General features: G+C 61.5%; 27 protein-coding genes and 1 riboswitch. Of the genes, 15 read left to right on the top strand and 12 right to left on the bottom strand.

Annotated elements, in window-relative coordinates:
- The first annotated feature begins 57 nt into the window (after positions 1-57).
- Complete coding sequence (locus tag G9X67_RS06180; protein ID WP_171598378.1) at positions 58-597, top strand: Pycsar system effector family protein; 540 nt, start codon at positions 58-60, stop codon at positions 595-597.
- Between the two features lie 83 nt (positions 598-680).
- On the opposite strand, the gene G9X67_RS06175 is transcribed toward G9X67_RS06180, so the two are convergent.
- Positions 681-1,169, bottom strand: a complete 489-nt coding sequence (locus G9X67_RS06175) for a RidA family protein (RefSeq protein ID WP_138330627.1) — start codon at positions 1,167-1,169, stop codon at positions 681-683.
- Complete coding sequence (locus G9X67_RS06170; protein WP_138330628.1) at positions 1,163-1,888, bottom strand: SDR family oxidoreductase; 726 nt, start codon at positions 1,886-1,888, stop codon at positions 1,163-1,165. Before G9X67_RS06170 ends, G9X67_RS06175 begins: the two co-directional genes overlap by 7 nt.
- Positions 1,889-2,082: 194 nt before the next feature.
- On the opposite strand from G9X67_RS06170, the gene G9X67_RS06165 reads away from it, so the two are divergent.
- Positions 2,083-2,985, top strand: a complete 903-nt coding sequence (locus tag G9X67_RS06165) for a LysR family transcriptional regulator (RefSeq protein ID WP_138330629.1) — start codon at positions 2,083-2,085, stop codon at positions 2,983-2,985.
- A 113-nt stretch (positions 2,986-3,098) separates the two neighbouring features.
- Positions 3,099-3,875, top strand: coding sequence for a DUF1194 domain-containing protein (locus G9X67_RS06160; protein ID WP_138330630.1), 777 nt, complete (start codon positions 3,099-3,101; stop codon positions 3,873-3,875).
- Between the two features lie 121 nt (positions 3,876-3,996).
- On the opposite strand, the gene ampC is transcribed toward G9X67_RS06160, so the two are convergent.
- Positions 3,997-5,154 (bottom strand): class C beta-lactamase, encoded by a 1,158-nt coding sequence (ampC, locus tag G9X67_RS06155; protein WP_171598377.1) that lies wholly within the window; start codon positions 5,152-5,154, stop codon positions 3,997-3,999.
- A 123-nt stretch (positions 5,155-5,277) separates the two neighbouring features.
- On the opposite strand from ampC, the gene G9X67_RS06150 reads away from it, so the two are divergent.
- Positions 5,278-6,162 carry a LysR family transcriptional regulator gene (locus G9X67_RS06150; RefSeq protein WP_138330632.1) on the top strand — a complete coding sequence of 295 codons (885 nt, stop codon included), beginning with the start codon at positions 5,278-5,280 and terminating at the stop codon, positions 6,160-6,162.
- Positions 6,163-6,286: 124 nt separating this feature from the next.
- On the opposite strand, the gene G9X67_RS06145 is transcribed toward G9X67_RS06150, so the two are convergent.
- Positions 6,287-6,655: an antibiotic biosynthesis monooxygenase family protein gene (locus G9X67_RS06145; protein WP_171376910.1), complete on the bottom strand. Its 369-nt coding sequence runs from the start codon at positions 6,653-6,655 to the stop codon at positions 6,287-6,289.
- Between the two features lie 98 nt (positions 6,656-6,753).
- Here G9X67_RS06145 and G9X67_RS06140 point away from each other — a divergent pair, with 98 nt between their 5' ends.
- Together G9X67_RS06140 and G9X67_RS06135 are read left to right on the top strand one after the other, a co-directional pair.
- The gene (locus G9X67_RS06140; protein ID WP_138330634.1) at positions 6,754-7,230 is read left to right on the top strand and encodes a MarR family transcriptional regulator; all 477 of its coding nucleotides are present in this window, start codon (positions 6,754-6,756) and stop codon (positions 7,228-7,230) included.
- Positions 7,211-7,744 (top strand): cytochrome b/b6 domain-containing protein, encoded by a 534-nt coding sequence (locus tag G9X67_RS06135; protein WP_138330635.1) that lies wholly within the window; start codon positions 7,211-7,213, stop codon positions 7,742-7,744. The genes G9X67_RS06140 and G9X67_RS06135 overlap by 20 nt, the downstream gene beginning before the upstream one ends.
- Positions 7,745-8,009: 265 nt before the next feature.
- Here G9X67_RS06135 and G9X67_RS06130 read toward each other — a convergent pair whose 3' ends face one another.
- On the bottom strand, positions 8,010-8,699 hold the full coding sequence (locus G9X67_RS06130) for a VOC family protein (RefSeq protein ID WP_138330636.1): 690 nt from the start codon (positions 8,697-8,699) through the stop codon (positions 8,010-8,012).
- Between the two features lie 252 nt (positions 8,700-8,951).
- Complete coding sequence (locus G9X67_RS06125; RefSeq protein WP_062943356.1) at positions 8,952-9,386, bottom strand: 6,7-dimethyl-8-ribityllumazine synthase; 435 nt, start codon at positions 9,384-9,386, stop codon at positions 8,952-8,954.
- Positions 9,387-9,464: 78 nt separating this feature from the next.
- Positions 9,465-9,607, bottom strand: a riboswitch (FMN riboswitch).
- Between the two features lie 246 nt (positions 9,608-9,853).
- Here G9X67_RS06125 and G9X67_RS06120 point away from each other — a divergent pair.
- Positions 9,854-10,300, top strand: a complete 447-nt coding sequence (locus G9X67_RS06120; RefSeq protein WP_138330637.1) for an SRPBCC domain-containing protein — start codon at positions 9,854-9,856, stop codon at positions 10,298-10,300.
- 185 nt (positions 10,301-10,485) lie between these two features.
- Positions 10,486-10,794: a hypothetical protein gene (locus tag G9X67_RS34895; RefSeq protein ID WP_138330638.1), complete on the top strand. Its 309-nt coding sequence runs from the start codon at positions 10,486-10,488 to the stop codon at positions 10,792-10,794.
- Positions 10,795-10,903: 109 nt separating this feature from the next.
- On the opposite strand, the gene G9X67_RS06115 is transcribed toward G9X67_RS34895, so the two are convergent.
- Positions 10,904-11,128, bottom strand: coding sequence for a hypothetical protein (locus G9X67_RS06115; protein ID WP_003541104.1), 225 nt, complete (start codon positions 11,126-11,128; stop codon positions 10,904-10,906).
- A 214-nt stretch (positions 11,129-11,342) separates the two neighbouring features.
- On the opposite strand from G9X67_RS06115, the gene G9X67_RS06110 reads away from it, so the two are divergent.
- The 3 genes from G9X67_RS06110 (at position 11,343) to G9X67_RS06100 (ending at position 14,455) form a co-directional block, all read left to right on the top strand.
- Complete coding sequence (locus tag G9X67_RS06110; RefSeq protein WP_138330639.1) at positions 11,343-12,449, top strand: adenylate/guanylate cyclase domain-containing protein; 1,107 nt, start codon at positions 11,343-11,345, stop codon at positions 12,447-12,449.
- Positions 12,450-12,533: 84 nt separating this feature from the next.
- Positions 12,534-13,184, top strand: coding sequence for a helix-turn-helix domain-containing protein (locus G9X67_RS06105; protein ID WP_171598376.1), 651 nt, complete (start codon positions 12,534-12,536; stop codon positions 13,182-13,184).
- Complete coding sequence (locus tag G9X67_RS06100) at positions 13,181-14,455, top strand: MFS transporter (RefSeq protein ID WP_138330641.1); 1,275 nt, start codon at positions 13,181-13,183, stop codon at positions 14,453-14,455. Before G9X67_RS06105 ends, G9X67_RS06100 begins: the two co-directional genes overlap by 4 nt.
- On the opposite strand, the gene G9X67_RS06095 is transcribed toward G9X67_RS06100, so the two are convergent.
- The gene (locus G9X67_RS06095; protein ID WP_138330642.1) at positions 14,418-15,323 is read right to left on the bottom strand and encodes a LysR family transcriptional regulator; all 906 of its coding nucleotides are present in this window, start codon (positions 15,321-15,323) and stop codon (positions 14,418-14,420) included. The two genes, G9X67_RS06100 and G9X67_RS06095, sit on opposite strands and share 38 nt — an antisense overlap.
- Positions 15,324-15,518: 195 nt before the next feature.
- Positions 15,519-16,442, bottom strand: coding sequence for a phytanoyl-CoA dioxygenase family protein (locus tag G9X67_RS06090; RefSeq protein ID WP_138330643.1), 924 nt, complete (start codon positions 16,440-16,442; stop codon positions 15,519-15,521).
- 97 nt (positions 16,443-16,539) lie between these two features.
- On the opposite strand from G9X67_RS06090, the gene G9X67_RS06085 reads away from it, so the two are divergent.
- The 3 genes from G9X67_RS06085 (at position 16,540) to G9X67_RS06075 (ending at position 19,280) form a co-directional block, all read left to right on the top strand.
- The gene (locus G9X67_RS06085; RefSeq protein ID WP_138330644.1) at positions 16,540-17,364 is read left to right on the top strand and encodes an AraC family transcriptional regulator; all 825 of its coding nucleotides are present in this window, start codon (positions 16,540-16,542) and stop codon (positions 17,362-17,364) included.
- Positions 17,365-17,727: 363 nt separating this feature from the next.
- Positions 17,728-18,834, top strand: a complete 1,107-nt coding sequence (locus G9X67_RS06080; protein ID WP_138330645.1) for an AI-2E family transporter — start codon at positions 17,728-17,730, stop codon at positions 18,832-18,834.
- Positions 18,831-19,280: a potassium channel family protein gene (locus G9X67_RS06075; protein WP_138330646.1), complete on the top strand. Its 450-nt coding sequence runs from the start codon at positions 18,831-18,833 to the stop codon at positions 19,278-19,280. Before G9X67_RS06080 ends, G9X67_RS06075 begins: the two co-directional genes overlap by 4 nt.
- Positions 19,281-19,407: 127 nt before the next feature.
- Here G9X67_RS06075 and G9X67_RS06070 read toward each other — a convergent pair whose 3' ends face one another.
- Positions 19,408-20,430 (bottom strand): LLM class flavin-dependent oxidoreductase, encoded by a 1,023-nt coding sequence (locus tag G9X67_RS06070; protein WP_138330647.1) that lies wholly within the window; start codon positions 20,428-20,430, stop codon positions 19,408-19,410.
- A gap of 223 nt (positions 20,431-20,653) precedes the next feature.
- Here G9X67_RS06070 and G9X67_RS06065 point away from each other — a divergent pair, with 223 nt between their 5' ends.
- Positions 20,654-21,436 carry a class I SAM-dependent methyltransferase gene (locus G9X67_RS06065; protein WP_138330648.1) on the top strand — a complete coding sequence of 261 codons (783 nt, stop codon included), beginning with the start codon at positions 20,654-20,656 and terminating at the stop codon, positions 21,434-21,436.
- Between the two features lie 323 nt (positions 21,437-21,759).
- Here the strand turns inward: G9X67_RS06065 and G9X67_RS06060 are convergent, their stop codons facing one another.
- The gene (locus G9X67_RS06060) at positions 21,760-22,473 is read right to left on the bottom strand and encodes a DNA helicase (RefSeq protein WP_138330649.1); all 714 of its coding nucleotides are present in this window, start codon (positions 22,471-22,473) and stop codon (positions 21,760-21,762) included.
- Positions 22,474-22,780: 307 nt separating this feature from the next.
- A complete protein-coding gene (locus tag G9X67_RS06055) occupies positions 22,781-23,932 on the bottom strand; it encodes an ROK family transcriptional regulator (protein WP_138330650.1) in 1,152 nt (383 codons plus the stop codon).
- Between the last annotated feature and the right edge of the window lie 70 nt (positions 23,933-24,002).

The raw sequence follows: 24,002 nt of genomic DNA, 5'->3' as shown, positions 1-24,002 counted from the left end.
TCTTGCTTTCGTCGTCAAGTGTAATATCAGGGAAACACTTGATGTCGGAGTATTCACGTGAGCGAATTTGAAAGTGCACCTGAGGTTATGCTGAGCAAGCCGTCGAGCGGCGACGTCAGCACTGAGTATTTCGATCATATCAAGAAAATCAATGACATATTTTATGATCAGATCAAGATATCCGACCAAAAGGCTGCCTATATTTTTACTTTCATGCTCGCCTTTCTGGTGAGCTCCAGCGAGGTGAGGGCCGTGTTCAGCCTGATGCGTTACACCGGCGGCACGCCGGGCAGCATGCTGTTCTCAGGCCTGCTTGCGACAGCCTCGGTCTTCTCGATCCTGTCGGCGATTCTTGTTGTGCTGCCGCGGCGTCTCGGCACCTCGACCTCGCTATTCTGGGGCGCCTGGCCCGATCATCGCGATATGTTCTTCGAGGCAGCCCTTCGCCGTGACGAGCGCTACCTCTTCGACCAGTATCTCGAAAACGCCAACATTCTATCGGCTATCGCCCGCAACAAATACCGCTGCGTCACCTTCGCGTTTCGTGGGCTGATGGTAAGCGTGATCGCCTATGTGCTGCTGTTGATTGCCGTGTGAGGGAGTAAGCGGCGAAGCCAGCAAATGCGCTGAGCGCAGGCGCGGCCAAGAATGCGGGGCGCGCCGAGGGCGCGCCCGCCCGTTCAATCTTCTATTTCGAGAACGAGCTCGAGCTCGATCGGCACGCCTAACGGCAGGCTGGACACGCCGAGGACGATTCGGCCGGAGAGCTTGTCTTCGCCGAAGACTGCAAGCAGCATTTCGGATGCCCCGTCGGCGACCTTTGGGTGGTCGCGAAAATCGCCTTCGGTGGCGATGTAGACGCCGAGCTTGACGACCTTCGCCACCCTGTCCAGCGAACCGAGATATTCTCTGGCTCCCGCAAGGGCGCTAAGGGTCGCTGTCTCGGCGGCCTTCCTGCCGTCTTCGACCGTCAGCGCGCCGCCGACGCGGCCGATATAGCGGGGCTTGCGGTCGACGACCGGCAGCATACCGCTGAAGAAGACCAGCTTGCCGGTTCTGACCGCCTCGACATACGCGCCCAAGGGCGTCGGCGGTGGGGGAAGGGCGATGCCGAGGTCCTGCAGCCGCCGTTCCGCGCCGGCTGCCTCAGCTTTTGCATGGTCTACCATTTGCCCAGATGTGCGCCGCCGTCGACGTGAAGCACCTCCCCGGTTATGCGCGGAGCTTCGGTGAGGAAGACGACGGCATCGGCGATCTCTCCGACGTTGGAAATGCCTGCCATCGGCGACAGCGTGCTCAGGAAGTCCTTTGGATTGTCCTTGTGCAACGGCGTGTCCACCACACCGGGAGCGACGATATTGAAGCGAATTTTCTCGTTCGCATATTCCATCGCCAGGTTCTTGGAGATGGCGTTGATGCCGCCCTTTGTCATCATTGAGACTGAGGCGGAGAAACCGGCGATCGGATGATCGGTCAATGGGGTGGTGATGCTGACGACGCTACCGCCCGTTTTCTGCACGAGCATCTGCCTGACGACCTGTTGGGTCAGGTGGATGAAACCTTCGAGATTGGTCGAGGACAATTTCTGGAAGTCGGCCATCGTGAACTCGACGAACGGCTTGGCTAGAAAAATGCCGGCATTGTTGACGAGCGCGTCGATCGAGCCGAAGCGATCGATTGCGGTCCTTGCCACCCGCGCTGCGGTTTCGGCATCGCCGATGTCGCCATCGGCGAGCGCCAGCCTGTCCGAGGCCTCAAAAGCATCTGAGGTACTGACCTGGCGCGAGGTGGCGACGACATTATAGCCGCGCTCGACGAAGGCATTGACGAGGCCGGCTCCGATACCCTGGGAGGCGCCCGTGACGATGACTGTTTTTCTCGTAGTCATGCTGATCTCCATAATCTGGTTCGGGCAACGCGGGCCTTGCGGCTGCAAAGGCGGGGTCGCTCGAGATGGGGCTGCTGCGAATGCGCCTCCATCCGGTTGTGGTTGTTTTCGCAAGGTGAATATGGCGAAAACTCCATTACGCGATTAGATGGAAATATCTGGATTCTCTTTTGCATCCATGCAAAAATAAGTGCATGGCCGATCTGAACGACATCGCCGTTTTCGTAAAGGTGGCGCAGTATGGCAGCTTCAGCCGCGCTGCCCATTCCCTCGGCATGCCGGTATCGACCGTCAGCCGGAAGGTGACGTCGCTGGAGGAGCAGCTCGGCGTGACGCTTATGCAGCGGACGACCCGCAAGCTGAGCCTGACCGCGCAGGGCCGGGCCTATTACGACAGGTGCAGCGAACCGCTCGCCCATCTCCTCGACGCCGAGCAGGCGCTCACCGAGACACAGAGAAAACCGGAAGGTCTGCTGAAGATCTCCGTGCCTGTCATCTTCGGGCAGGAGGTGTTCTACGAATTCATCTCATGCTTCCTGAAGACCTATCCCGATATCCAGATCGATCTCTTCGTCACCAACCTGTTTCTCGATCTGATCGCTGAGAATGTCGATCTCGCCATCCGCTTCGGCGAACTTAAGGATTCCTCCATCGTGGCGCAGCGGCTCGGAAAGAGCGTGCGTTATCTGGTTGCCGCGCCGGACTATCTGAAGGGCAGGGCGCTTCCCTCAAAGCCGGAAGAGCTGAAGGACCATCAGTGCGTGCTCTTGAACGGCCGCAACGGCGAGGCGGAATGGCATCTCGTGAGCCGTCGCAAATCGGTTCGGCTGCATGTGTCGGGGTCGGTATCGAGCCGGGATTTCGACGCGGTGAGCGCCTTCACCTATCGCGGACACGGCATTGGCCTGCTGCCTTCGACATATTGCGACGAGCAGATCAGAAGAGGCGAACTCGTCCGTCTGCTGCCGGACTGGTCGTCCGAGGAAATTTTCGTGCACGCCGTCTATCCCACGCGCCGCTTCCTGCCCTCCCGATTGCAGGTCTTTCTCGAGGCGCTGAAAGCATGGAAGACCCCCTTGTGGCTTCCCTTGCATTGAAGGCTTCCGATTCCATCACCGAAAATTGAAGCCGTGCGCCTGGGCGAGCGTCCTCCCTCGGCCAAGCTGTGTTAGAGTTCGCTGGCTTGGATGGCGCAGGGATTGGATTGCCAATGCTGACGACACTTGCGGTGCTTATGGGTCTTTCCGGCCTCGTCCCCATCGCGCAGGCGGGGGGAAGCGAGGTCGATGTGACCCTCGTGCTTGCCGTCGATACCTCGCGGTCGATGGACTTCGAGGAGATCGGCATCCAGCGCGAGGGTTATGTCGAAGCGCTCAAGCACAGGGAATTCATCGACGCGGTCAAGGGCGGGCTGACCGGCCGCATCGCCATCAGCTATTTCGAATGGGCAGGCTATGTCGTCCAGGATTCCGTCATCGACTGGCAGGTGATCGAGACGGAAGAGGATGCGATTGCTTTTGCCGATAAACTCGAGGCCCGGCCGATTGCCACGCAGCGGCGCACATCGATCTCCACCGCGATCGCCCAAGGCGCCAGCATGATCGTTTCCAGTCCCTTTCAATCCAGGCGGCAGGTGATCGATGTCTCCGGCGATGGGCCGAACAATTCCGGCAATCCCGTCACTCCCGCCCGCGACAAGGCGGTGGAAGCCGGCATGATCATCAATGGCCTCGCCATCATGCTGCGGCCATCCGATGCGCCCAACGGGCTCGATAAATATTATGCGGATTGCGTGATTGGCGGTCCCGGCGCCTTCGTGCTGCCGGTGCGCAAGATCGAGGATTTCGCCGTTGCCGTGCGCCGCAAGCTGGTGCTGGAGATCAGCGGCATTTCCCCACCGGCGACGATGCAGAAAACAGCCGGCGCCGAGACGGGTGCCGACTGCCTGATCGGTGAGAAGCAATGGCGGGACATCTTCGACCGTTGATGTCAGAACAGGATGATTTTAGGCCGGGTCGGCCTAAAATCTCAATCCCGTCCTGAATTAGATAGTTAGAGCATGATGTCGTCCGAAAACCGCGCACTTTTCGGCATCATGCTCTACCGGGTCAGCGCGCCGAAGTTATATCAGTCAGTATCTGGTAGGCGGCAGAGACGCGGTCCTCGTTGGGATAGTTTTTGTTGGCCAGAATGACGATACCAACTCGCTCATTCGGGATGAACGCGACATATGCGCCGAAACCATTCGTGGAACCGGTTTTATTGATCCAGACATCGTCACGCGGTTTCATTGCGGGCATCAGTTGCTTGACGGGAATGGTCTTGAGCATCGCGCTGGAATTGTTGTCCATCAACGTCGTCAATGTCGCGGGATAGGAATACTGTTCCCAAATAAGGTCTTGGGTCATCGCGCCGACATCGAAATATCCCTTGTGCGTGTTCGTGATCGCCTGCTGCAGCTTCTCGTCCAGCTCGACCAAACCCATGTTCGCGTCGATGAACCGGATCATGTCGCTTGCGGTGGATTTCACTCCGTAGGCCTCGGACGAAAGAATGGCAGGTGTCATCCGAGCCGGCTCACCGCTTCGCTTGTAGCCTTGGGCATAGTCGACCATCCGCGATTTCGGCACATCAATAAACGTGCTTTTCAATCCAAGGGAGGGAAACAATTGGTCTTCCATAAGAGCTGCGAAGTCTTTGCCCATGCTTTTTGCCGTTATATATCCGAGCGCGCCGATGCTTGGATTGGCGTATGTTCGGCGCGTTCCGGCGGCAAATGATGGTTTCCAGGTTGCGAGATATTCCATCAGCTGCTTTTCGGTTTTGACTTCGTCGGGAAATTGCAGCGGAAATCCACCAGCCGTATGGGTGCCCAAATCCATCAGCAAGACATCGCCGAACGGCTTTCCTTTCATCGACGGAAGATATTTGCTTGCCTTGTCCGACAGCGAAAGTCGGCCGGTCACGTCCGCGTAGGAGGTGAGGGTGACTGTAAAGGTTTTGCTGATCGATCCCAGTTCGAACATGGTCGCCGGGGTGACGGGCCTGTCAGTGTCCTTCGACTCGACGCCGTAGTTGAAGATGTGGTTCTGTCCGTCAGCGGTGATGGCAACGGCAATGCCCGGAATGCCGTATTTATCCATGATTGGTTTTATCGCGGCGTCCGAGATGGCTTTTAGTTTCAGCTCGTCAGCCGCAAAGCCACTTGTGGAAATGCATGTCGAGACCAATGCGGCCGATAGAATTCCTATCCAATCACGCGTCATTTCTTCATCCTCTAAAAGCAGCTTCATCAGCGCAAAGGCGCATGAGGACGGCATTTAATGGCACTGTTTTGCGGCAGCAAACGATGATATCTCGGAGAAGATCCAAGAAAATCTAGGGCTAAGATGGTTCGGCAATTCCTCCCTTTAAATGGCTTGAGGGCCTTCGAAGCATCGGCAAGACATCTCAGCTTCACCCGGGCCGCGATCGAGCTTTGCGTTACCCAGGCCGCTGTAAGCCAGCAAGTCAAAAGCCTGGAGAAACGATTGGGGGCTGCCCTTTTTCAGCGTCTCCCAAGAGGTTTGAAAATTACTGCAGAAGGCGAAGCTCTTTTGCCGACCTTGACCAATTCCTTCGATCAGATGGCGATCACGCTGGACCGGATTGAAGCCGGGCAGGTTCGGGAATTGCTGTTCCTGGGTGTGGTCGGGACGTTTGCCGTCGGTTGGTTGTTGCCAAGGCTTTCGGATTTTCAACAGCAGCATCCGTTCATCGATGTGCGCGTTTCGACAAACAATAATCGCGTCGATATGGCGGCCGAGGGACTAGACTTTGCCATTCGCTTCGGCAGCGGTTCCTGGCACGGCACAGAGGCGCTACGTCTGTTCGACGCTCCGCTCTCTCCTCTGTGCACGCCCAAATTGGCGGAGCGTTTAAGGTCGCCTGCAGACCTGGTCGAGGCGACGCTTTTGCGGAGCTATAGGGCGGACGAATGGAGCACGTGGTTTGCGGCAGCGAACGTCCCGCCGGCGTCACAAATAAACGCCGGTATCGTCTTCGACTCTTCCCTCGCGATGATGGAGGCCGCCCTGCAAGGACTGGGTATTGCTTTGGCGCCGCCGTCGATGTTTTCCAGACATCTATCCTCGGGGTCTATAAGACAACCTTTTCCCACGACCATATCGCTGGGAAGCTATTGGCTGACCCGACTGCAATCAAGGCCGCCAACAGCAGCCATGCTCGCATTTTCCAATTGGATGATGTCGCAGATGTCTTCCGCATCGCAATGACAGCTTCCGGCGAGCCGGAGGCTGAGATCAACCCGACGCTCAAGGACTTGGCCGTCAGGGTTCCTGCCCTTCAGCCCGTTGGTCAAGGGAACTCCTCCGTCATGCTCCACCACCGCCGCTTTGCTTACGCCACACAGATGCCCGGCACGGCGACCTTCTGGAAGAGATGCGGGGAGGCGACCGCCGAGGACGGATAGTCCGAGAGCTTCGCCCGAAACTCCGGATGCGAGAAAGCCGCCCGGAAGTCGGCGGTCGATTCCCAGACGGCATAATTGAGATAAGCAGGACTTTCGCCGATGGCGCGATGCATCTGGGTCGAGATGAAGCCAGGCTGCCGTTTCATGAAGGCCGCATCGGCCTGCCAGGCATCAAGGAAGGCCTGCTCGTCGGCCTTGTCGAGCGTGAAGAGGTTGATGAGGACGATCGCGGAGGCATCGATCGCGATTTGGCGATCGATCGGGAAGGCAGGGTCCATCGGGCGCATGAGTGACATGGTCGACTCCATCTGAATTGGTTACATGATGTCAATCTGGCAATACGGATACATATTCAATTTGACACTATGATGTCAATATAGCTATATGGTGACAAATGCACGAACCCCAACGGACCCCGGCCGGAACAGCTTTGACCGACCTCATTCTGGATCTCTTCCGGCTCAACAACCGGATGATCAACGCGGGCGACAAGCTCGTCGACGGGCTCGGCCTGACCAGCGCCCGCTGGCATGTCCTCGGCACCGTCGCCACGGCAGGCCGGCCGCAGCCGGTCGCGTGGCTGGCGCGCGACATGGGCGCCAACCGCCAGAACGTTCAGCGTATCGTCAACGATCTGGAGAAGGAGGGGCTTCTCGCGTTCCAACCCAACCCGCACCACCGACGGGCACAACTCGTCGTGCTGACGGACAAGGGAAACCAGGCATATGAAACCGCCATGCGCCTGCAGGCCCCGTGGGTCGACATGCTCTCGGAAGGGCTTCAGGTCGAGGATCTCAAAACCACGCATGCCGTCATGAAGGCGCTCCGCAGCAAACTGGAAGGACATGGAGATGTTGAAGAGCAGGCCTGATCGCTATGGCGCAATAGCGGTCTCGATCCACTGGCTGAGTGCGGTTCTGATCCTGGCGCTGCTCGGCTCCGGCTTCCGGGCTGCCAACGCCATGGACGCCGCGACCAAGGCCGGGCTGTTGCGTTTCCACATTCCGATGGCGATCGTCGTCCTGCTTCTAACGGCTCTTCGCATTGTCTGGTGGTGGCGTTTCGATCGCAAGCCTGCGCCGGTGCCGGCATCGCCTCGCTGGCAGGAGCGCCTTGCGGGCTTTGTTCACGTCGCCTTCTACATTTTCATTCTCGGCATGGTCGCCAGCGGCATCGGGATGATGATCCTCAGTGGCGCTGCTCCCGCCATCTTCGAGGCAGCCGGCGCCACGCTGCCTGATTTCACCGCCTATCCGCCGCGTGGCCCGCATGGGTTCGGCGCCTTCCTGCTTGTCGGCCTGCTGGTCTTCCATGCCGGTGCCGCGCTCTATCACCAGTTTGTCCGCGGCGATCACCTGCTGCGGCGGATGTGGTATGGCGGCTGAGATCCCGCCGCGTTCGATGTCAAATGTTTGGCTTCTCGAAGATCTGTCAGGCGGCCGCGTTCGGGCCTGACTGAAGAGACGCAGATCGCCACGCCGGCAAGGAGCTGGCCAGTGCCACGCCCAATTCGACGATCGACGATCAGCGGGACCGGCTCGACGGTATGGTGACCGCTGTGCACCAAGAAGGCGCGATGAAGCGCCGCGCCGTTGCCGCCGAGACGCCTCTCAAATGATGTCACCGTCTGCGTGATGCCACCGCCCTTGCCTATAAGGGCAGCTGCTTGCCGGCCTGTTCGCTGACCATGTATTCGGCGTACCAGTCCGGCCAATTCTCGTCGTGTTTGCCGCCGTTTCGCTTCTCGTGTTCACCGTGCGCGGTCGCCGCACGGCGCATGGCTGACGCGAGATCGGTTGAGTTGGTGAATGTCGTCCCGTCGGCGTCGATGCGCCCCGGCAGGCGCGTGGTGACTTCCTGGAACAGCCAGCCGTTGCCATCGGGATCCTTGAAGGAGGCGAAAGAGCGGTAGCTGCGGTGATCGGGATCGCGGCCGGCAACGCGGAGCCGCCCGAACAGATAGGGTTCGTCCTTGCCGGCATAGACGCCGGCCGCGTCGTGGAACACTTCGCTCACCTCGACGCCGCGGGCGATGAGATCGCGGCGGGCGGCCTCGATGTCGGAGACGATAAGATAGAGCCCTTGGGCGGAACCGGGGGCGGCGGCCGTGACGTTCTTGCCGAAGATGATCGCGCAGCCGGAGCCCGGCGGCGTAAACTGGATCACCCGAAAATCGGCATCATTGGCGAAGTCGGCGTCGAGCCGCCAACCCAGGCCGTCGTAAAAGCGCTTGGCGCGGTCGACATCGGAAACAGGGATGACGACGACCTCGAGCTTGGTGTCGACGGGATGTGTTTTCGGGGTCTGCATGGGGGTTTCGCTGCGCAGTGCATTGCTCATCTTAAGCTCCTTGAGGTTTTGGATGCCTTGAGAATTGCTGACGCGTGACGACCGAAGTTGACCACGGCGCGGTGAGGCCGTCGAATCAATTATTCTGTCTGATTTGACCGGTATTGGAGGATTCCGCGGCGACGCTAGGCGCGCCGCTCCCGATCCGCGGGGGTTGGCAAGGTCATGTCGATCTGAGTGGTCGACGGCGGGATTGGCCCGCCGTCTTCATCGGCTGTTGTTGTTCTGCTCGTCGAGCCGCTTTCACGCAGCGAGAGCGGCGCGGGTTTTGCCGATCGTCAGAGCCGCCTTTGCTGCCTCGCGGCCTTTCTCGACGAAATGTGCGCGGTAGATCTGCTTATGGTGCTCGGTTTCCTGATACTGATGCGGCGTCAGCGAAACCGACAGCACCGGCACACCGGTATCCATGCCGGCGCGCATCAGCCCATCGACGACGGCCTGGGCGACGAATTCGTGGCGGTAGATTCCGCCGTCGACGACGAAGGCGGCGGCAACGACCGCGGCATAGCGTCCGGTTGCCGCAAGATCGCGTGACAGCAGCGGCATCTCGAATGCGCCGGGAACATCGAACACGTCGACCTGCTCGGGCGGAATAAGCTGATGGAAGCCATCAAGGGCGCGGTCGACGATGTCGGCGTGCCAGCTGGCTTTGACGAAGGCATAGCGGGTGGGTGTCATGGTAATCTCCTTTGGCGAACAGACACATCACCCAAGGCGATCACGAACGTCCCCGACAGCCGCAAGGGCGGCAGGAACGCACGTTCTCTTTCATCCGGACTATGACCGTCGGCTCAGGCATCTCACCTGATCTGCTGACCCTTCCGAAGAAGGCGCTCGCGGGCTGGCAATCTAAATTGCATACCGCCGGTAGGGACTTGCACCCCGCCCTGAGAACGGCGCGGACAATAGGGGGAAGGTGACCGGCTGGCAATAGGTCGAAATGCTTCGAGGCCAATGCAGGATCAGGCCTCCAGACGCGGCGGTTTCGCTTGTTCGTCGATCGCGACGGGCAAGCCCTCTTGCGGAGGATGGGCTCGCGCCTACATGCTCCCATTGAGGACATTCACGTCAGAATAGCACGGCAGGACGGGATGCGCCGTCTCTATCCGCGGCGGGCAGGGCCGTGGCAACCATGGGAGAGAGAGATGCAAGACCCCATCGTCGTCCGCCGCGAGACGCATATCGCGGCGCCGCCGGCCGCGGTGTTCGCGTTGATGACCGACCCGGAAAAGATCCTGCGCTGGATGGGAACGGAGGCGCAGGTCGAGCCGCAGCCCGGCGGGCTCTATCTCGTCAATGTTACCGGCGCCCGCTTTGCGCGTGGCTCGTTTCGTGAGGTGGTGCCGGTTCATCGCCTTGCCTACAGCTTCGGCTGGGACGGCAGCGAGGTGGTGCCGCCGGGGTCGAGCCTGGTCGAGATCGATCTGATCGAGCAGGGAGGCGGAACGCTGCTGCGGCTCACCCATAGCGGCCTGCCGAGCGCCGAGCAATGCGCCGGCCATGCGGAGGGTTGGGCACATTATCTCGGGCGGCTGACCGAGGTCGCCGCCGGGGGTGATCCGGGTCCCGATCCTTTTTACGGCAGGACATGAACAATTTTTGGCGGCGGCGGAGCGGCTCTGAAGCCCTTGCCGTTGCGACAACAGTGGTCAGCGAGCGCTCAGACCGGCCGTGCGGAAGCGCTTCTTTTTCTCCCGCAAACATGAACGCGCAGTTCATCTCCAGTTCAATTTGGCGGTCATAAGCTGTGGACGGCTGGATTGAAATGGAGTTCTCGATGAAGGCACTTTCTATCGCGGCTGCCTTGCTCGCTGGCAGCCTCTCGTTCGGCACAGCGCAGGCGATGCCGATGGGGACAATCAATGTCCAGAGCAATATCACAACGGTCGACTACGCGTGCGGTCGCGGCTGGCATCTGACGCGCTGGGGCGAATGCCGGCGAAACTGGCGCCGCCCGCCTCCAGTCGCTTTTTACGGTGGCCCGCCGCGAGGGGGCTGGGAACGGCGTCACCGGCATTGGGATGGCCCGCGCTGGCGCCATGAGCGGCGTTGGGATCGCGACCGCCGTTGGCGTGATGATGACTAAGGGGCTCGCTTAGATGGACGAAGGCCGGAGCGATTTTCGCCCGGCCTTTTCTGATGAGACAGGTTCGCCGACGCTGACCGGCAGCGTCCTCCCGATTTGTTCGATACGGTCAGATCCTGCTGACGAGCCAGTACTTGTCGTCGATCAGCTCCTCGAGTTCGACGGGATCCTTGACGCCGAATTCGAACCATTCGACGAGTTCCTTCGCCTTGCGGCTGCTCTCCTCTGCCGTCAGCTCGACCTGATATCTTTCGCACCATCGCCGAAGGATCGACGTCAGCAGCGTCATGTCATTCCCATCCAGCGGATCTTTCGGCCAGAAAATCGTACCCATCGCACCCCTCAATCACACGATGACGACCGACCTTATAATGGAATCAAAGCCGTGCAAGTTTAAAGTGTTTATTTTTCGTTTTCCACCGCGGTGAATGGTTTTCGACAGGGATGCGGACGGCCTTTGCGGGCGACAGGCTGGGTCGCTGGAAACGTCCCCACGATCACCTGGGGATGTCCTTGCGGACGTCCACGTGGGCGTGCGATGTTAAGCGATGGATCTGCCGTCTCCCCTTGCCTGGCTGGTTGACGAGGCCGGAGCCTCGCCCGGGCCCGAGCGGTTTCTGGCCGAACTCGGGCGCCGGCTGCTGGCCGACGGCCTGCCGCTTTCCGGCGGCACACTGACGCTTTCGGTGCCGCATCCGATCATTGCGCGGCGCACCTGGCTGTGGCGGGCCGAGACCGGTGCTGTCATCGAGGCGCTGGCCTTTGCCGCGACTCCGCAGAGCGAGGCCGGGCACGACTGGCTGACCGCGCTCGGGCCGGTATGGGAGGAGCGAATAGGGCCTTCGCAGGATAGTCCCATGCTCGGCTGGGCGGGTATCGACAAACGGGCAGGGGCCGGCGCATTCGCTCCGGCGGAAGCAGACCGGCTGCGCGAGGTCGCGCGTTTTGCCGCCGCACCGCTCGCAGCGCTCGCGGCGCGGGAGGCGCGGGCAGCCCTGCTCGAAGCCTATCTCGGCCGCCGTAGTGCCGCCCGGGTGCAGGCCGGCGAGCTTGCCCGCGGCACCGGCGAGACCATACGCGCTGCTCTTCTCTGCGCAGATCTGCGCGATTTCACCGCGCTTTCGGAGGTGACGGAGCCGCACGCGATGATCGCGACGCTCAACGCATGGTTCGACCGCGTCGCAGGCGCGGTGCACGCCTTCAGCGGCGAGGTGCTGAAATTCATGGGCGACGGCGTGCTGGCGATCTTTCCGGTCACGGGCGCTTCCGACGACGCGGGAAGGATAAGCCACGGAGACCGAGAAGCCTGCGAGGCAGCCCTCAGGGCGGTTGCTGCCAGCCGTGCCGGCATGGTCCATCTCGACCAGATACGCCAGTCGCAGGGGCTGGCGCCGCTGCCCTTCGGCGCGGCGCTGCATTTCGGCGAGATCCTGTGGGGCAATATCGGCGCAGCCGACCGGCTGGACTTTACCGCCATCGGCCCCGCCGTCAATCTCGTCAGCCGGCTGGAAGGGCTCTGCAAACCGCTCGGCCGAAGCGTGCTGATCTCGGGCGCGGTTGCAGCGAATACGGCGACGGCCCTGATGCCGCTCGGAGAGCACAGGTTGCGAGGCATTGCCCAGCCTTGCGCGGTCTTCACCTTGCCGGAGAATTGAGCCGCAAGGCTGGGTGCCGTGAGCGGCCTTCGTTTACGCAAAGAAATCTTTGCAAAGATATGTTTGCAATAGTAGGCTGCCGGCATGAAAAATCCGCGCCCGCAGCCTGCCCACTCAGTCACCGCACCCCGCACCCTCAGCCGGGTCGTGCCCGATCCGACCGCGCTGAAAGCGCTGACGCATCCTGTCCGGCTGAGCATGCTCGGCATGCTCAGGATCGATGGGCCTGCCACGGCGACGCAGCTGGCAGTGCGGCTGGGCTTAAACAGCGGCGCGACCAGCTATCACCTCCGCCAGCTTGCCCAATACGGTTTCATCGAGGAAGCGCCGCATGCTTCACGGCGCGACCGCTGGTGGCGCGCCAGCCACGAGCTCACCTCGGTGCCGGCAAGCGAGGCCGAGGGTGAAGCGCTCGATCTCGACATCGCCTTCAACCAGGCTGCACTCTCGCTGCAGGTCGGCCAGATGCAGCAGGCGCTGGAGGAATATGCTGAGCTGCCGGCTGAATGGCGCAAGGCGACGGCTGCCGACGACATGATAATCCCGATGACGGCGGCACAGGCCGAGGCCCTGACGAAACGGCTGAGCGACATCATCCTGGAGGCGATGCGGGCGGCCCCGCCGCTCGGGGAGGCGGCGTCGCAGGAATCCGGCATGGTTCCCTTCTATGTCATGTTGCACGCCTTTCCCTATCCGGGCCGCGTTCCGCATCGCGAAGGGGAGGATAAGCCGTGAGACGGGGCGGGCCGTTCCTGGCGCTCGCGGCTGCCGAGACATTCTCGCTCTCCGGCACGCGGCTTTCGACCATCGCTATTCCCTGGCTGGTGCTGAGCACGACTGGCAGCCCGGTGCTGACAGGCCTGACGGCAATGATGGAGATGCTGCCCTATGTCATCGCCAAGGCGCTCGGCGGACCGCTGATCGACCGCGCCGGCGCCAAGAGCATCGCCATCATCTGCGACACGGCTTCGGTGCTCGTGGTCGCTCTGGTGCCGCTTCTCGATCTCTTCGGCATGCTTGGCATGCCGGTGCTGCTGCCGCTCGTCTTTGCCATGGGCGTGCTGCGCGGCCCCTCCGATGCGGCCAAGCAGGCGATGGTTCCCGATATCGCCACACTCGCCAATGTACCGCTCGAACGAGTGACCGGCGTTGCGAGCGCCATCGAGCGGCTGGCCTCGACGGCGGGCGCGGCCGGCGCCGGCGCTTTGATCGGGCTGATCGGCCCGGGCCAGGCGCTGCTCGTCAATGCCGCCACCTTCGCCGCCGCTGCGCTGATCGTTGCCGCGGGCATACCCGGGACGCGACGCGCGCCTGCGCCCGAAACTCGACCGGTCGAACGGGCGTCCTATCTCGAGGATCTACGCGAAGGCTGGCGCTTTCTGCGCGGCGACGCCGTGCTCGTCAGCATCGTCGCTATGGTGGCGGTCACCAATCTCTTCGACCAGGCCTATCATGCCGTGCTGCTGCCGGTCTGGACACGGGATGCCGGCCATGGCCCGGAGCTGCTCGGTGCGATGTTCGCCGCCTTCGCCGGCGCCTCGATCGCAGGCGCGGCGATTGCCGCGGCGATCGGCGAGCGCATGCCGCGACTGATGGTCTATACGGTGGCCTTCCTCCTGACCGGCTTTCCGCGCTTTCTCGTTCCGGCGCTGGACGCGCCCATCGGCCTCGTCTTTGCGACGCTCGCCATCGCAGGATTCGCGTCGGGCTTCCTCAACCCGATCCTGTCGGCGGTCATCTTCGAGCGCATCCCCAAGCCGCTGACTGGCCGCGTCACCGCATTGAACACAGCCCTCTGCTTCGCCCTCATCCCCTTCGGCGGCCTCGCCGGCGGCGCGCTGATCAGCGGGCTCGGCCTTGCTGCGGCGCTGTTCCTGATGGGGATTGCCTATCTCGCGGCAACGCTTGCGCCGCTTGCGCTGAAGAGCTTTCGCGGGTTTGACAGGGCCTCGCCTGAAGCGTCCAGCTCTAGCCGTGGCCAAGCTCCTCAACCATCAGGTCGATGAAGCGGCGGACACGTGGTTCCAGCAGGCGCTTGTCGGGATAGAGCGTGACGATCTTTGCGTCATCGGTTTCGAGGTCGGCCAGGATCTGCCGAAGGCGGCCGGCAGCGAGATCGTCGGTGACGAGAAAATCGGGTAGCAGCGCGATGCCCAGCCCCGCCAGGGCGGCGTCGCGGATCGCCTCGCCGCTGTCGAGCCTCAGGCGGCTGCGGCCTTGCGCCTTGATCCAGGAACCGCCTTTCCCGCGAAAGCGCCAGCCCTGCCTTTGATTGCGGCCGGCGAAGATCAAGCAGTCATGGACCGCGAGATCGTCGATATCGCGCGGCTCGCCGCGCTCGGCAAGGTAGGACGGTGAGGCGCAGAGGCGCGCCTTGTAGGTGGCGATCACGCGCGAGACCAGGCGGGTGTCCGACACCGTCGCCGTCGCGCCGATCCGGATCGCCAGATCGAAGCCTTCCTCGACAATGTCGGCCAGGCGATCAGTGAAGCTCACTTCGACCTGGATGTCGGACCAGGCCCGAAGATATTTTTCAAGCAAAGGCAGCACGACGAGCCGCCCGAAAGCATCGGGAACGGCAAGCCGGAGAACGCCTCGCGGCGTGCTGTTCTGCCCCGCCACGCTCGCTTCCGCCTCGTCGACCGATACAAGGATCTGCAGCCCGCGCTCGTAAAACATCCGGCCTTCGTCGGTCAGGCTCAACGTCCTCGTCGTGCGGTTGAGCAGGCGCGCGCCGAGCCGGTCTTCAAGGCGGATGACAGCCTTGCCTGCCGCCGAACGCGAGAGGCCCATGGCCTGGCCGCCGGCGATAAAGCTTCCGGCATCGACGACGGCCATGAAGATCAGAATATCGTTCAGGTTCGTACGCGGCATCAGGCAACTCGAGCGGTTCGGCTACATCAATAAGTCGGGCAGTCATGGGATCGTTCAAGGCCCGGACCATCAACGCCCATCGCGGCAGTAAGGTCCCCACGCTTCGCTTCTATGTAGACGTCCCTTCGCCAATCAACCTGCTATAGCAGCCATCGCACCGGATCGCAGGTTGAAGATGGGCCCTGGAAAGCCGGACTACAGCATATCGCCGAGACTCCAATGGTTGTTCCATCGGACGTCGATTTCGTCGTCGACATTCTGATATCTGATGTCGGTGGAGAGGCGCAGCCGTCGGCTACGGTCCTGGTTGGTGGTCGAGGCGTGGATCATGTAGGGCGAGTGAAGCACCACGTCGCCGGCCTCGTAATCAGCGGCGAGCCAGCGGGTGTCGAAGCGCGCCGCCATATCGGGCAGGTCCTTCGAGATCCAGCCGCCTTCGGCCATGTGGTGGTTATAGGCGCTGATCCGCTCTTCCGCAGAAAGATCGCCGCTTGTGGCCTTGAACTCGGCTTCCATCTTGACGCCCAGGGCGTGCGAACCTTCGAGGTAGACCAGGCCACCCATCTCGGCGGGGATATCGCCGATCGGAATCCAGGCCGTTACCAGGCGGCTGGTGCCGCCACGGAGATAGACGAGATCGTAGTGGGCGGGTGTGGCCGTCGGCGATCCCGGCTGGACGAAACGCATGATCTTGCGCTTGTGGAGATAGGAGATACCCTGCAGGAAATCGTCCATGAAGCGGGCGAGTGGCGGTTGCGCGCAGAAGCCTTCATAGGCGGCGGAGCGGACGAGCGACATCAGGCGCCTGTCCGCCAGGCTTTTGTCGAAGCCACCGGCAGACGCCAAGCCCAGCGAAAAATCGCTTCCAGGCTCGACCAGCCCGGTTTCGGCGAGGCGTTCGAAGACCCAGCGGCGGAAATCGATCACATCGGCCCGCGGCAGAAGGCCTTTCAGCCAGACATAGCCATCGTCCTGGTAGCGGCGGCGGATGGCGTCGATGCCGATGCCGGGATCGGTCGGCGCGAGCCAACCGATCCGCTCCACGGGCAAGCTTCTGCCATTTGCGGCAAGAGGAAATTCCATCTTGCGAGCTTGCATGACCTCCGCAGCAATTGACATTTCACTCCTCCGTCGTTTGAGTTGACTTGTCATCAATTACCTGATCCGGCATGCCAACCGACATAGAGAAAATTTATAGCTGGACTTTTCGCTCACCATGAGAGACGTCGAGGCCATCTATAGAACGCCGCTCGGTGCGGCCGGCGGACTGGCAGTCACCGGCAGCGGCAGGCAGCATGCCCGCCGTGCGGTGACGGACCGGAAACTACCGAGTTTCGCCGTCGTCCTGGTGGAGCGGGGACAGGGTTGGCTGGATACCGCCGCCACCGGCCGCATGAGCCTGACCGGACCTGCACTGTTCTGGCTGTTTCCCAACCGCGTGCATTCCTATGGCCCCGACGAAGGCGGCTGGGACGAGCGCTGGGCGCTTTTCGAAGGGTCGTTCACGCGGGATTTCGTGAGGCTGAGGATCATCGCGGAGCGACATCCCGTTGTGGCCCTGCATCATCTCGACGAGGTGGTGCGGCTCTTCGGCAAGCTTCATGCCGATCTGCTTGACGACACCAACCTCGGGCAGGCGTCGGCGGCATTGATGCTGCATCGCATCGTTATATCAGCCGCCAGACAGGCAAGCGGCGCGGCTGATCGACGCCAGGAAAGGCTAGATATGGCCAACATCGTGGAAACGCTACGGCGGCGGGCGATGCAACCGTTGGACCTCGCAGCCTTTGCCGCCGAGCACGGCATGTCTCCGGCCACGCTGCGCAGGCGGTTCACGCTCGAAACCGGACTGCCTCCCAAGGCATTTCAGCTTCGGGTGCGCATGGACCATGCCAAACAACTACTGGCAACCACCGACGAAAAGATCGAAACGGTGGCCGCCATGATCGGCCTGGATGACCCGTTTTATTTTTCGCGGGTCTTTCACGAACGTGAGGGCTGCAGCCCTCGCGAATTCCGTGCGAGATATCCGCGGGTTTGAGAGCCGACAACCGTGGCCGGGGTGCAGCGCCAGCCGAGCGCCGGGGCGATGTGGGTCAGGCTCGCTTCGATGAGTTTTCTCGTCGATGAAGCCGATCTTGTCACCCTCGTCGTTGCCGTGCCGAAATGGGCGCGGTCGCGGTCGTCGACCAGCGCGAAGATGGCGGCTGCCCCAGACGCTTGGCTGGCGTATCCCGTGTTCACGAAGTCATGTATGATAATGGGGCGTTAGAGACGATCTTTCATCGCGTAGGGAAAATTTCGCCGCACCACCAATTGCAGGTCCGATACCGGGTGGTTTCGTTGTCCAATGCATGAACGTCCGGCTTCGCTCATTCGCGAAGCTCCGGGCGGGGAGGGGAAAATGACGTCCAGCGCATCGAACGCCGATCTTGCGCCGTCGAGACCGTCCATCGTCCATGCTGCGGTTCAATTGGGACTTGTCGCCCTTCTGGTCTATGTCTGTGCCAGGGTCATGTTGCCCTTCATGGGCATTCTGCTTTGGTCGGTGATCCTGGCGGTCATGCTTCATCCCTTGCATCTGCGCCTGTCCGGCCGGATCGGCAATCGCTGGTCGGCATTTCTCATCGGGATGGTCGGCGTTGCCGTCGTGCTGGTGCCGATGTTCGTCGTCGTCACATCGCTTGGATCTTCCATTTATTCGCTTGTTTCCGGCTTGCAGAACCACAGCCTGACAATTCCGCCGCCTCCCACGTGGCTTGCCGACCTGCCGGTGGTCGGGGCGAAGCTCTCGGAGGGCTGGTCGCTCACTGCCGCCAACCTGCCCTCGGCGCTCCGTCAATACGGTCAGATGCTGAGCAAACCTGCCGCCTGGCTCGCATCTTTCGCCGGAGGCCTCGCCGCCGGTGGCCTATCCTTCGTTCTTTCCATCGCGATCGCCGCCGTGCTTGTCGCCTATGCCAAGGGTGCTGCGGCCTTTGCCCTCAGTCTGCTGGAGCTCGTCACCAACAGTAAGGCGCGGGGTGCCCGGCTCATCCATCTGACTGCCACAACGATCCGGGGAGTGGCGGTCGGCGTGGTCGGCGTGGCAGTGATCCAGTCGATGCTCGTTGGCATTGGCTTCTTTGCGATTGGTGTTCCGGCGGCCGCCGCTCTAACGCTCGTCACGTTTCTCTTGGCAGTCGTGCAGATACCGCCGCTGCTGCTGACGCTGCCCGTCATGGCCTATGTCTTTGCCACGGAGGCAACAACACCGGCAATCATCTTCGCCATATGGTCCTTGATCGCCGGGCTGAGCGACAATTTGCTCAAACCCTTGATGCTCGGCCGTGGATCGGACGTGCCAATGCCGGTCATTTTGGTCGGTGTCATCGGAGGGATGATAGCCGACGGCCTTCTCGGTATATTTGTTGGCCCCGTGCTGCTGGCCGTCGGCTTCGTGTTGCTGATGGAATGGCTGCATCAGCGCCCGGCCGAGGACGGACCCCGGATCGAAGGTCCGGCCCCATGATTACAGTTATTAGCCTCGGCTTGCTTGCGATGTCGATATGCCTCGCACTGCAGGCACTGGCTTCAGTGCTGGCCGCGCGTTATTTTGCTCACGCGCGCACGCAACCGATGGGCCGAAAGCCCTGGCGAAGGATCTTCCTGCAATTCTCGGTTCTGATGATCGTGCTCATGCTGGGCAATATCTTCCAGGTCGTTTTCTGGGCGCTTTTATATCGTGCGCTCGGCGCCTTCGAGGACTTCGAGACGGCCATGTATTTTTCCGGCGTCACCTTCACGTCGCTTGGTTATGGCGATGTGGTGCTTGACGGCCGTATCCGGCTGCTTGGGCCGCTGCAGGCAGCCAATGGGCTCATGATGTTCGGGATCACAACGGCCCTGTTTTTCTCGGCTATCCAGCACGCCACAGGGAAATTGGCCGCGGCACACCGAACGGCGCATGAGCCCTAATGCATGTCGCCTAAAAGTGTGCAGCGGTTTTGGGACAACGACATGCATATAAACGAAGATCTAAAGCGCGTCGCGACGCGCTTTAGAGTGCTGGAGCTTTGCCGACGAAGACGGCTTGCCCGGGACATTAGCGCCAACCCATCGCAGGCGCGACGTGGGTCAGGATCGCTTCGATGACATGGGCGTTGTATTCGACGCCGAGCTGGTTGGGGACGGTGAGCAGCAGCGTATCGGCCTCGGCGATCGCCTCGTCTTCGGCGAGCTGCTTGATCAGGGCATCGGGTTCGGCGGCATAGCTGCGACCGAAGATTGCGCGGGTCTTCTCATCGATGAAGCCGATCTTGTCCTCACCGTCGTTGCCGTAGCCGAAATAGGCGCGGTCGCGGTCGTCGACGAGGGCAAAAATGCTGCGGCTGACCGAGATGCGCGGCTGGCGCGTGTGGCCGGCTTCTTTCCAGGCCGCGCGGTATGCCCGGATCTGGTCGGCCTGCTGGACGTGGAAGGGCTCGCCCGTCTCATCGTCCTTCAACGTCGAACTCTGCAGGTTCATGCCGAGCTTGGCCGCCCAGACGGCGGTGGCATTCGAGCTCGCGCCCCACCATATCCGCTCGCGCAGGCCCTCGGAATGCGGCTCGAGGCGCAAGAGGCCGGGCGGATTGGGAAACATCGGCCGTGGGTTCGGCTTGGCAAATCCTTCGCCGCGCAGCACCTCCAGGAAGACTTCGGCATGGTGGCGAGCCATGTCGGCCTCGCTCTGGCCTTCGGGCGGGGCGTAGCCGAAATGGCGCCAGCCATCGATCACCTGTTCGGGCGAACCGCGGCTGATGCCGAGCTGCAGGCGGCCGCCGGCGATGAGGTCGGCCGCACCGGCATCCTCGGCCATATAAAGCGGGTTCTCGTAGCGCATGTCGATGACGGCGGTGCCGATCTCGATCCGGTTGGTTCGGGCACCGACGGCTGATAGCAGCGGGAAGGGTGCGGCCAGCTGTCGGGCGAAATGATGCACGCGAAAATACGCCCCGTCAGCCCCGAGCTCCTCGGCCGCCACCGCAAGCTCGATCGACTGCAGCAGCGCATCGCCGGCGGAGCGCGTCTGCGATTGGGGCGAGGGCGTCCAGTGCCCGAACGAGAGGAAACCGATCTTCTTCATACCGATGCCGCACCTTGATCCGTTGTGTCTGGGGTCGATGGGTCATCGCACAATTTCGGCCCGAAAGACAATCGGAACCGGATGAGTTCGGCGTATCACTTCTGCGGCATTGGCCTGCCATCCGCCGCTATAACCGACAGAGAGATTGTTACGGCCGCGCTAAACCCCTGACATAAACGCGTGTTACAGCCTCCGCCGGCTGCGGCGTGAGCATGGAGTTTTGATGGACCAGCGCAGGGGCTCCTCATTCGAGGAAATCGACGTCGTCGCAAATTACCGGTATCGTCCGCCTTATCCCGATGCCGTCTTTCGAAAGCTTCTGGCGATAGCTCCGCGGTCGGAGCATCTGCTGGATATCGGTTGCGGACCGGGAAAAATCTCCCGCCCGCTGTCAGGTTCGTTTGCGAGTGTCACAGCGGTCGATCCCTCCGCGCATATGATTGTGCTGGGCAAATCGCTGCCGGGTGGCGGCGCTGAGAATATCGGCTGGATAGAAAGTTTCGCCGAGAATTTCCCGACCGATGGCCTGCGCTTCGATCTGACGGTCGCAGCAGCCAGTATTCACTGGATGGATCATGCCAGGCTGTTTCCGCATCTTCTGGCGAGTGCCGCGCCAGGTCACGTCATGGCGGTGGTTTCCGGCGACGACCCGTTCGAGCCTGCGTGGCTATGGGATTGGCATTCATTCCTGGGGAAGTGGGTTCCTGAGGTGACCGGCCAGCCTTTCGATCACAGCAGATGGTCCGAGGGCATGCGAAGCTACCAGAGCTATCTTGACCTGCATGGCAGCGAGGACTTCATATCGGAGCATCCCTTCGAGCAGAGCGTCGAGGATTTCGTCTCCTGCCAGCATTCGCGCGACACCTTCGCACCTTCGAAACTTGGCGATCGTATCGCGACCTTCGACACGGAACTCTCTGAATTGCTACGCGCCTATTCGAATGATGATCGGTTGAGCTTTGTCGTATGCACCAGGATTGTCTGGGGCGAAATCAAGCTGATCTGAGAAGAGACGATGTTTGGATTGGGCGTACGGCTTGCTCCCTCTTCTCCCCAGCGGGGGTCCGAACAACGGGTCGAGACCCGCGGCTCGACCCCGGTCGGTGGCCCGAAGGGTCGGATGAGGGGGCCGCACGGCAGGCCAGTCATTATTGCCCTTCGCTTACGCTCCGCGCATTCGCGGCTTCGCCGCTCACCCCCTCATCGCCTCGCTATCGCTCCGGCACTTCTCCCCGCTGGGGAGAAGAGATTCGTCGCAGCGCAGTGCCCTCTCTCATCCCCGGTCGCGGGCCATGTGTGCGGCCCGCGACCGGTTTCTAATCGGCGTCCCTACCGCGCAGCTTGAAACGCGACCTGGCCGTTGTTCAGGAAACAGGTTTTGTCGAACAGCTTCAGGTCCAGTGGGTTCGGCAGCCTGATATCGGCGATATCGGGCAAAGGTCTTTCGGATCGCTCGTAGGATCGGTCGATCTGGGAGATGAAGACCACGATCAGGCCGCGTTCGCGGGCGAAAGCCTTCAGGGTGCGGACCTGGACGGAGAGTTCGGGATTCTCCCGTTTCTGATCGAGCAGTTGGAGATAGTCGATGACGACGAGGGTGCCGCGCGGGGCTGAGGCCAGTTTTTCCGCGATGTAGCCGGCGCTGATGGCGTCGGAGCCGTCGAATTCAAACAGGTGTTCGAATTGCGCCCGATCTAGGCCGATGGCGCGAAAGCGATCCTCGACGTTTTCTTCCGTATATTCCAGCGAGAAGAACACACCGGGACGGCCCGATTTCATCGCCTCGACGGCCAGTTCGAGGCCCATCAGGGTCTTGCCGTGGCCGGGTCGGGCGCCGACGAGCAGGAGATCGCCGGGCAGCAATTGCTGAAACAGCTTGCCGGCGGGTGCTTCCGCCGCTGCTTTTGCCGCAAGCAGGCTCCAGCCGCCGTAGCCTTCTTCCAGGGCTATGCGGTCGAGCGCCTGGTGCAAGGGTATGTTATCGGCTCGGGAGAGCTTTCTGGCTTTACGCTTCAGGTGATAGATAGGCGCAGACATCTTCATTCATAAACCTCCTATTGCGAGCGGTTTTCGCAATCCCTCCTTATGCAAGATGCTCGAACAGTCGGTTCGGTTTCAAGTGGCCCCACATGAAGTCTGCTTTCCCGATGGAGGGGGGAGGCGTGGGCTGCGCCAGAATCAGATCATAGCGTGGGAACGGCCGGGCGAAAATCGCCAGCGTCGAGTCAGGGCGAAAAGCCGTGCTTCCCGCCCACCGCCGCTTGCTCATCGATTTCCTCAAGCAAAAGCAGAGGGAATTGCCGTAAGCGGCTGAGCGGGAGTCGGTTTCGGGCTCGAGGACACGGCGGCTTCAATAATAGGCCGATTTAAACGGGGTCACAGCGGCACCCATGGCCGAGGCGTCGCTTGCGATTTCGGAGATCACAAGCTTCGGGCGTGGGCGCGGCACGCCGTAGCGGGGGCGGTCGTAGATCTCGGTCCGGTCTATCAGCATCTGCGCCAGGGCGTAAGGGACCTGGCCGCCGAAGATGATCGACTGCGGGTCGTAGATCGCCCAGATCGCATTGATGAGGCGGTTATAGGCCGGCGTCACCTCATCAACCCACTCTGTCACTCCCGGCCATTTCCGATCGAAATGCTTGCGCATATAGCTGATCGAGGGAACGTCGACGCCGTTGCGGTTGAGTTTTTCGATCAGGTACTGCAAGGCCGGCCGGCGCTTGTTTTCCTCGGCGTCGTAGATGCCCGAGAATTCGCCGGCATTGCCGATGCCGTTATGCAGGAGTTCGCCGTTGGTGATCAGGCCGCCGCCGAAGCCGTAATTGAAGCTGAGATAGGCGAAGTGCTTCATGTAACGGCCGACACCGAACATGGATTCGGCGATGGCTCCCGTCTTGGCGCCGTTGTGCACCCAGACCGGCTTGTTGAAAAATTCCGACAACAGCGGGCCGAGCTCGATCAGCGACCATTCATGCAGTGGGAGGGGCGCATTGAAGCGGGTGCCGCTGACGTGAAAGCCGGCAATGGCAAAGCCGATGCCGAAGAAGGCCTCTTCGGAAAGATTGTTCGCCCTCTGGTGCTCGATCAGCTGCTCGCGAACGAGATCCAGCGCCTGGGCCATGGTGCGTTCGCGCAGGGCGATGCTGCTTTCGGCCAGCACATTGCCCGATATATCCATCAGGCAGATGCCGATCACGTCGGTGTTGACAGAGATGCCGCAGGAATAGGCGTAGCGGCCGTCGAGCCTAAGCGTCGGGCTCGGCTGGCCGCGGCCGGCGCCGGGCTTCGGCGAGCCGAAGGAAACGATGCCGCGCTCCTCCAGCTGGTCGATGATGCGGTAGACGGACTGCTGGGTGAGATCGGTGTGGGCGGTGACTTCCGACCGGGAAAGGCCGGGATTGCGCCAGATCAGCTTCAGCAGGTCGCGCTCGTTCGAGGAGACGACGCCGCCGCCTTCGCGCAGGAAGCGCGGCGCGATCAGCGGCTCCGGAAAATAGGCCATATCAAACACCTCCTTCGTCAAAAATTACTATCGAGGTGTAGTAATTATTGTTGTCTTCCTGGCCACTTAG

The organism is Rhizobium sp. WYCCWR 11152, from assembly GCF_013087615.1.
GTDB lineage: Bacteria > Pseudomonadota > Alphaproteobacteria > Rhizobiales > Rhizobiaceae > Rhizobium > Rhizobium indicum.
This window is presented reverse-complemented; position numbering and strand designations above follow the sequence as displayed.

Excerpts from the sequence above, each read along its gene's own strand:
- G9X67_RS06175 (WP_138330627.1), bottom strand. The coding sequence starts at position 1,169 with ATGGTAGACCATGCAAAAGCTGAGGCAGCCGGCGCGGAACGGCGGCTG.
- G9X67_RS06170 (WP_138330628.1), bottom strand. The coding sequence starts at position 1,888 with ATGACTACGAGAAAAACAGTCATCGTCACGGGCGCCTCCCAGGGTATC.
- G9X67_RS06165 (WP_138330629.1), top strand. The coding sequence starts at position 2,083 with ATGGCCGATCTGAACGACATCGCCGTTTTCGTAAAGGTGGCGCAGTAT.
- G9X67_RS06160 (WP_138330630.1), top strand. The coding sequence starts at position 3,099 with ATGCTGACGACACTTGCGGTGCTTATGGGTCTTTCCGGCCTCGTCCCC.
- ampC (WP_171598377.1), bottom strand. The coding sequence starts at position 5,154 with ATGACGCGTGATTGGATAGGAATTCTATCGGCCGCATTGGTCTCGACA.
- G9X67_RS06150 (WP_138330632.1), top strand. The coding sequence starts at position 5,278 with ATGGTTCGGCAATTCCTCCCTTTAAATGGCTTGAGGGCCTTCGAAGCA.
- G9X67_RS06145 (WP_171376910.1), bottom strand. The coding sequence starts at position 6,655 with ATGTCACTCATGCGCCCGATGGACCCTGCCTTCCCGATCGATCGCCAA.
- G9X67_RS06140 (WP_138330634.1), top strand. The coding sequence starts at position 6,754 with ATGCACGAACCCCAACGGACCCCGGCCGGAACAGCTTTGACCGACCTC.
- G9X67_RS06135 (WP_138330635.1), top strand. The coding sequence starts at position 7,211 with ATGTTGAAGAGCAGGCCTGATCGCTATGGCGCAATAGCGGTCTCGATC.
- G9X67_RS06130 (WP_138330636.1), bottom strand. The coding sequence starts at position 8,699 with ATGAGCAATGCACTGCGCAGCGAAACCCCCATGCAGACCCCGAAAACA.
- G9X67_RS06125 (WP_062943356.1), bottom strand. The coding sequence starts at position 9,386 with ATGACACCCACCCGCTATGCCTTCGTCAAAGCCAGCTGGCACGCCGAC.
- G9X67_RS06120 (WP_138330637.1), top strand. The coding sequence starts at position 9,854 with ATGCAAGACCCCATCGTCGTCCGCCGCGAGACGCATATCGCGGCGCCG.
- G9X67_RS34895 (WP_138330638.1), top strand. The coding sequence starts at position 10,486 with ATGAAGGCACTTTCTATCGCGGCTGCCTTGCTCGCTGGCAGCCTCTCG.
- G9X67_RS06115 (WP_003541104.1), bottom strand. The coding sequence starts at position 11,128 with ATGGGTACGATTTTCTGGCCGAAAGATCCGCTGGATGGGAATGACATG.
- G9X67_RS06110 (WP_138330639.1), top strand. The coding sequence starts at position 11,343 with ATGGATCTGCCGTCTCCCCTTGCCTGGCTGGTTGACGAGGCCGGAGCC.
- G9X67_RS06105 (WP_171598376.1), top strand. The coding sequence starts at position 12,534 with ATGAAAAATCCGCGCCCGCAGCCTGCCCACTCAGTCACCGCACCCCGC.
- G9X67_RS06095 (WP_138330642.1), bottom strand. The coding sequence starts at position 15,323 with ATGCCGCGTACGAACCTGAACGATATTCTGATCTTCATGGCCGTCGTC.
- G9X67_RS06090 (WP_138330643.1), bottom strand. The coding sequence starts at position 16,442 with ATGTCAATTGCTGCGGAGGTCATGCAAGCTCGCAAGATGGAATTTCCT.
- G9X67_RS06085 (WP_138330644.1), top strand. The coding sequence starts at position 16,540 with ATGAGAGACGTCGAGGCCATCTATAGAACGCCGCTCGGTGCGGCCGGC.
- G9X67_RS06080 (WP_138330645.1), top strand. The coding sequence starts at position 17,728 with ATGACGTCCAGCGCATCGAACGCCGATCTTGCGCCGTCGAGACCGTCC.
- G9X67_RS06075 (WP_138330646.1), top strand. The coding sequence starts at position 18,831 with ATGATTACAGTTATTAGCCTCGGCTTGCTTGCGATGTCGATATGCCTC.
- G9X67_RS06070 (WP_138330647.1), bottom strand. The coding sequence starts at position 20,430 with ATGAAGAAGATCGGTTTCCTCTCGTTCGGGCACTGGACGCCCTCGCCC.
- G9X67_RS06065 (WP_138330648.1), top strand. The coding sequence starts at position 20,654 with ATGGACCAGCGCAGGGGCTCCTCATTCGAGGAAATCGACGTCGTCGCA.
- G9X67_RS06060 (WP_138330649.1), bottom strand. The coding sequence starts at position 22,473 with ATGAAGATGTCTGCGCCTATCTATCACCTGAAGCGTAAAGCCAGAAAG.
- G9X67_RS06055 (WP_138330650.1), bottom strand. The coding sequence starts at position 23,932 with ATGGCCTATTTTCCGGAGCCGCTGATCGCGCCGCGCTTCCTGCGCGAA.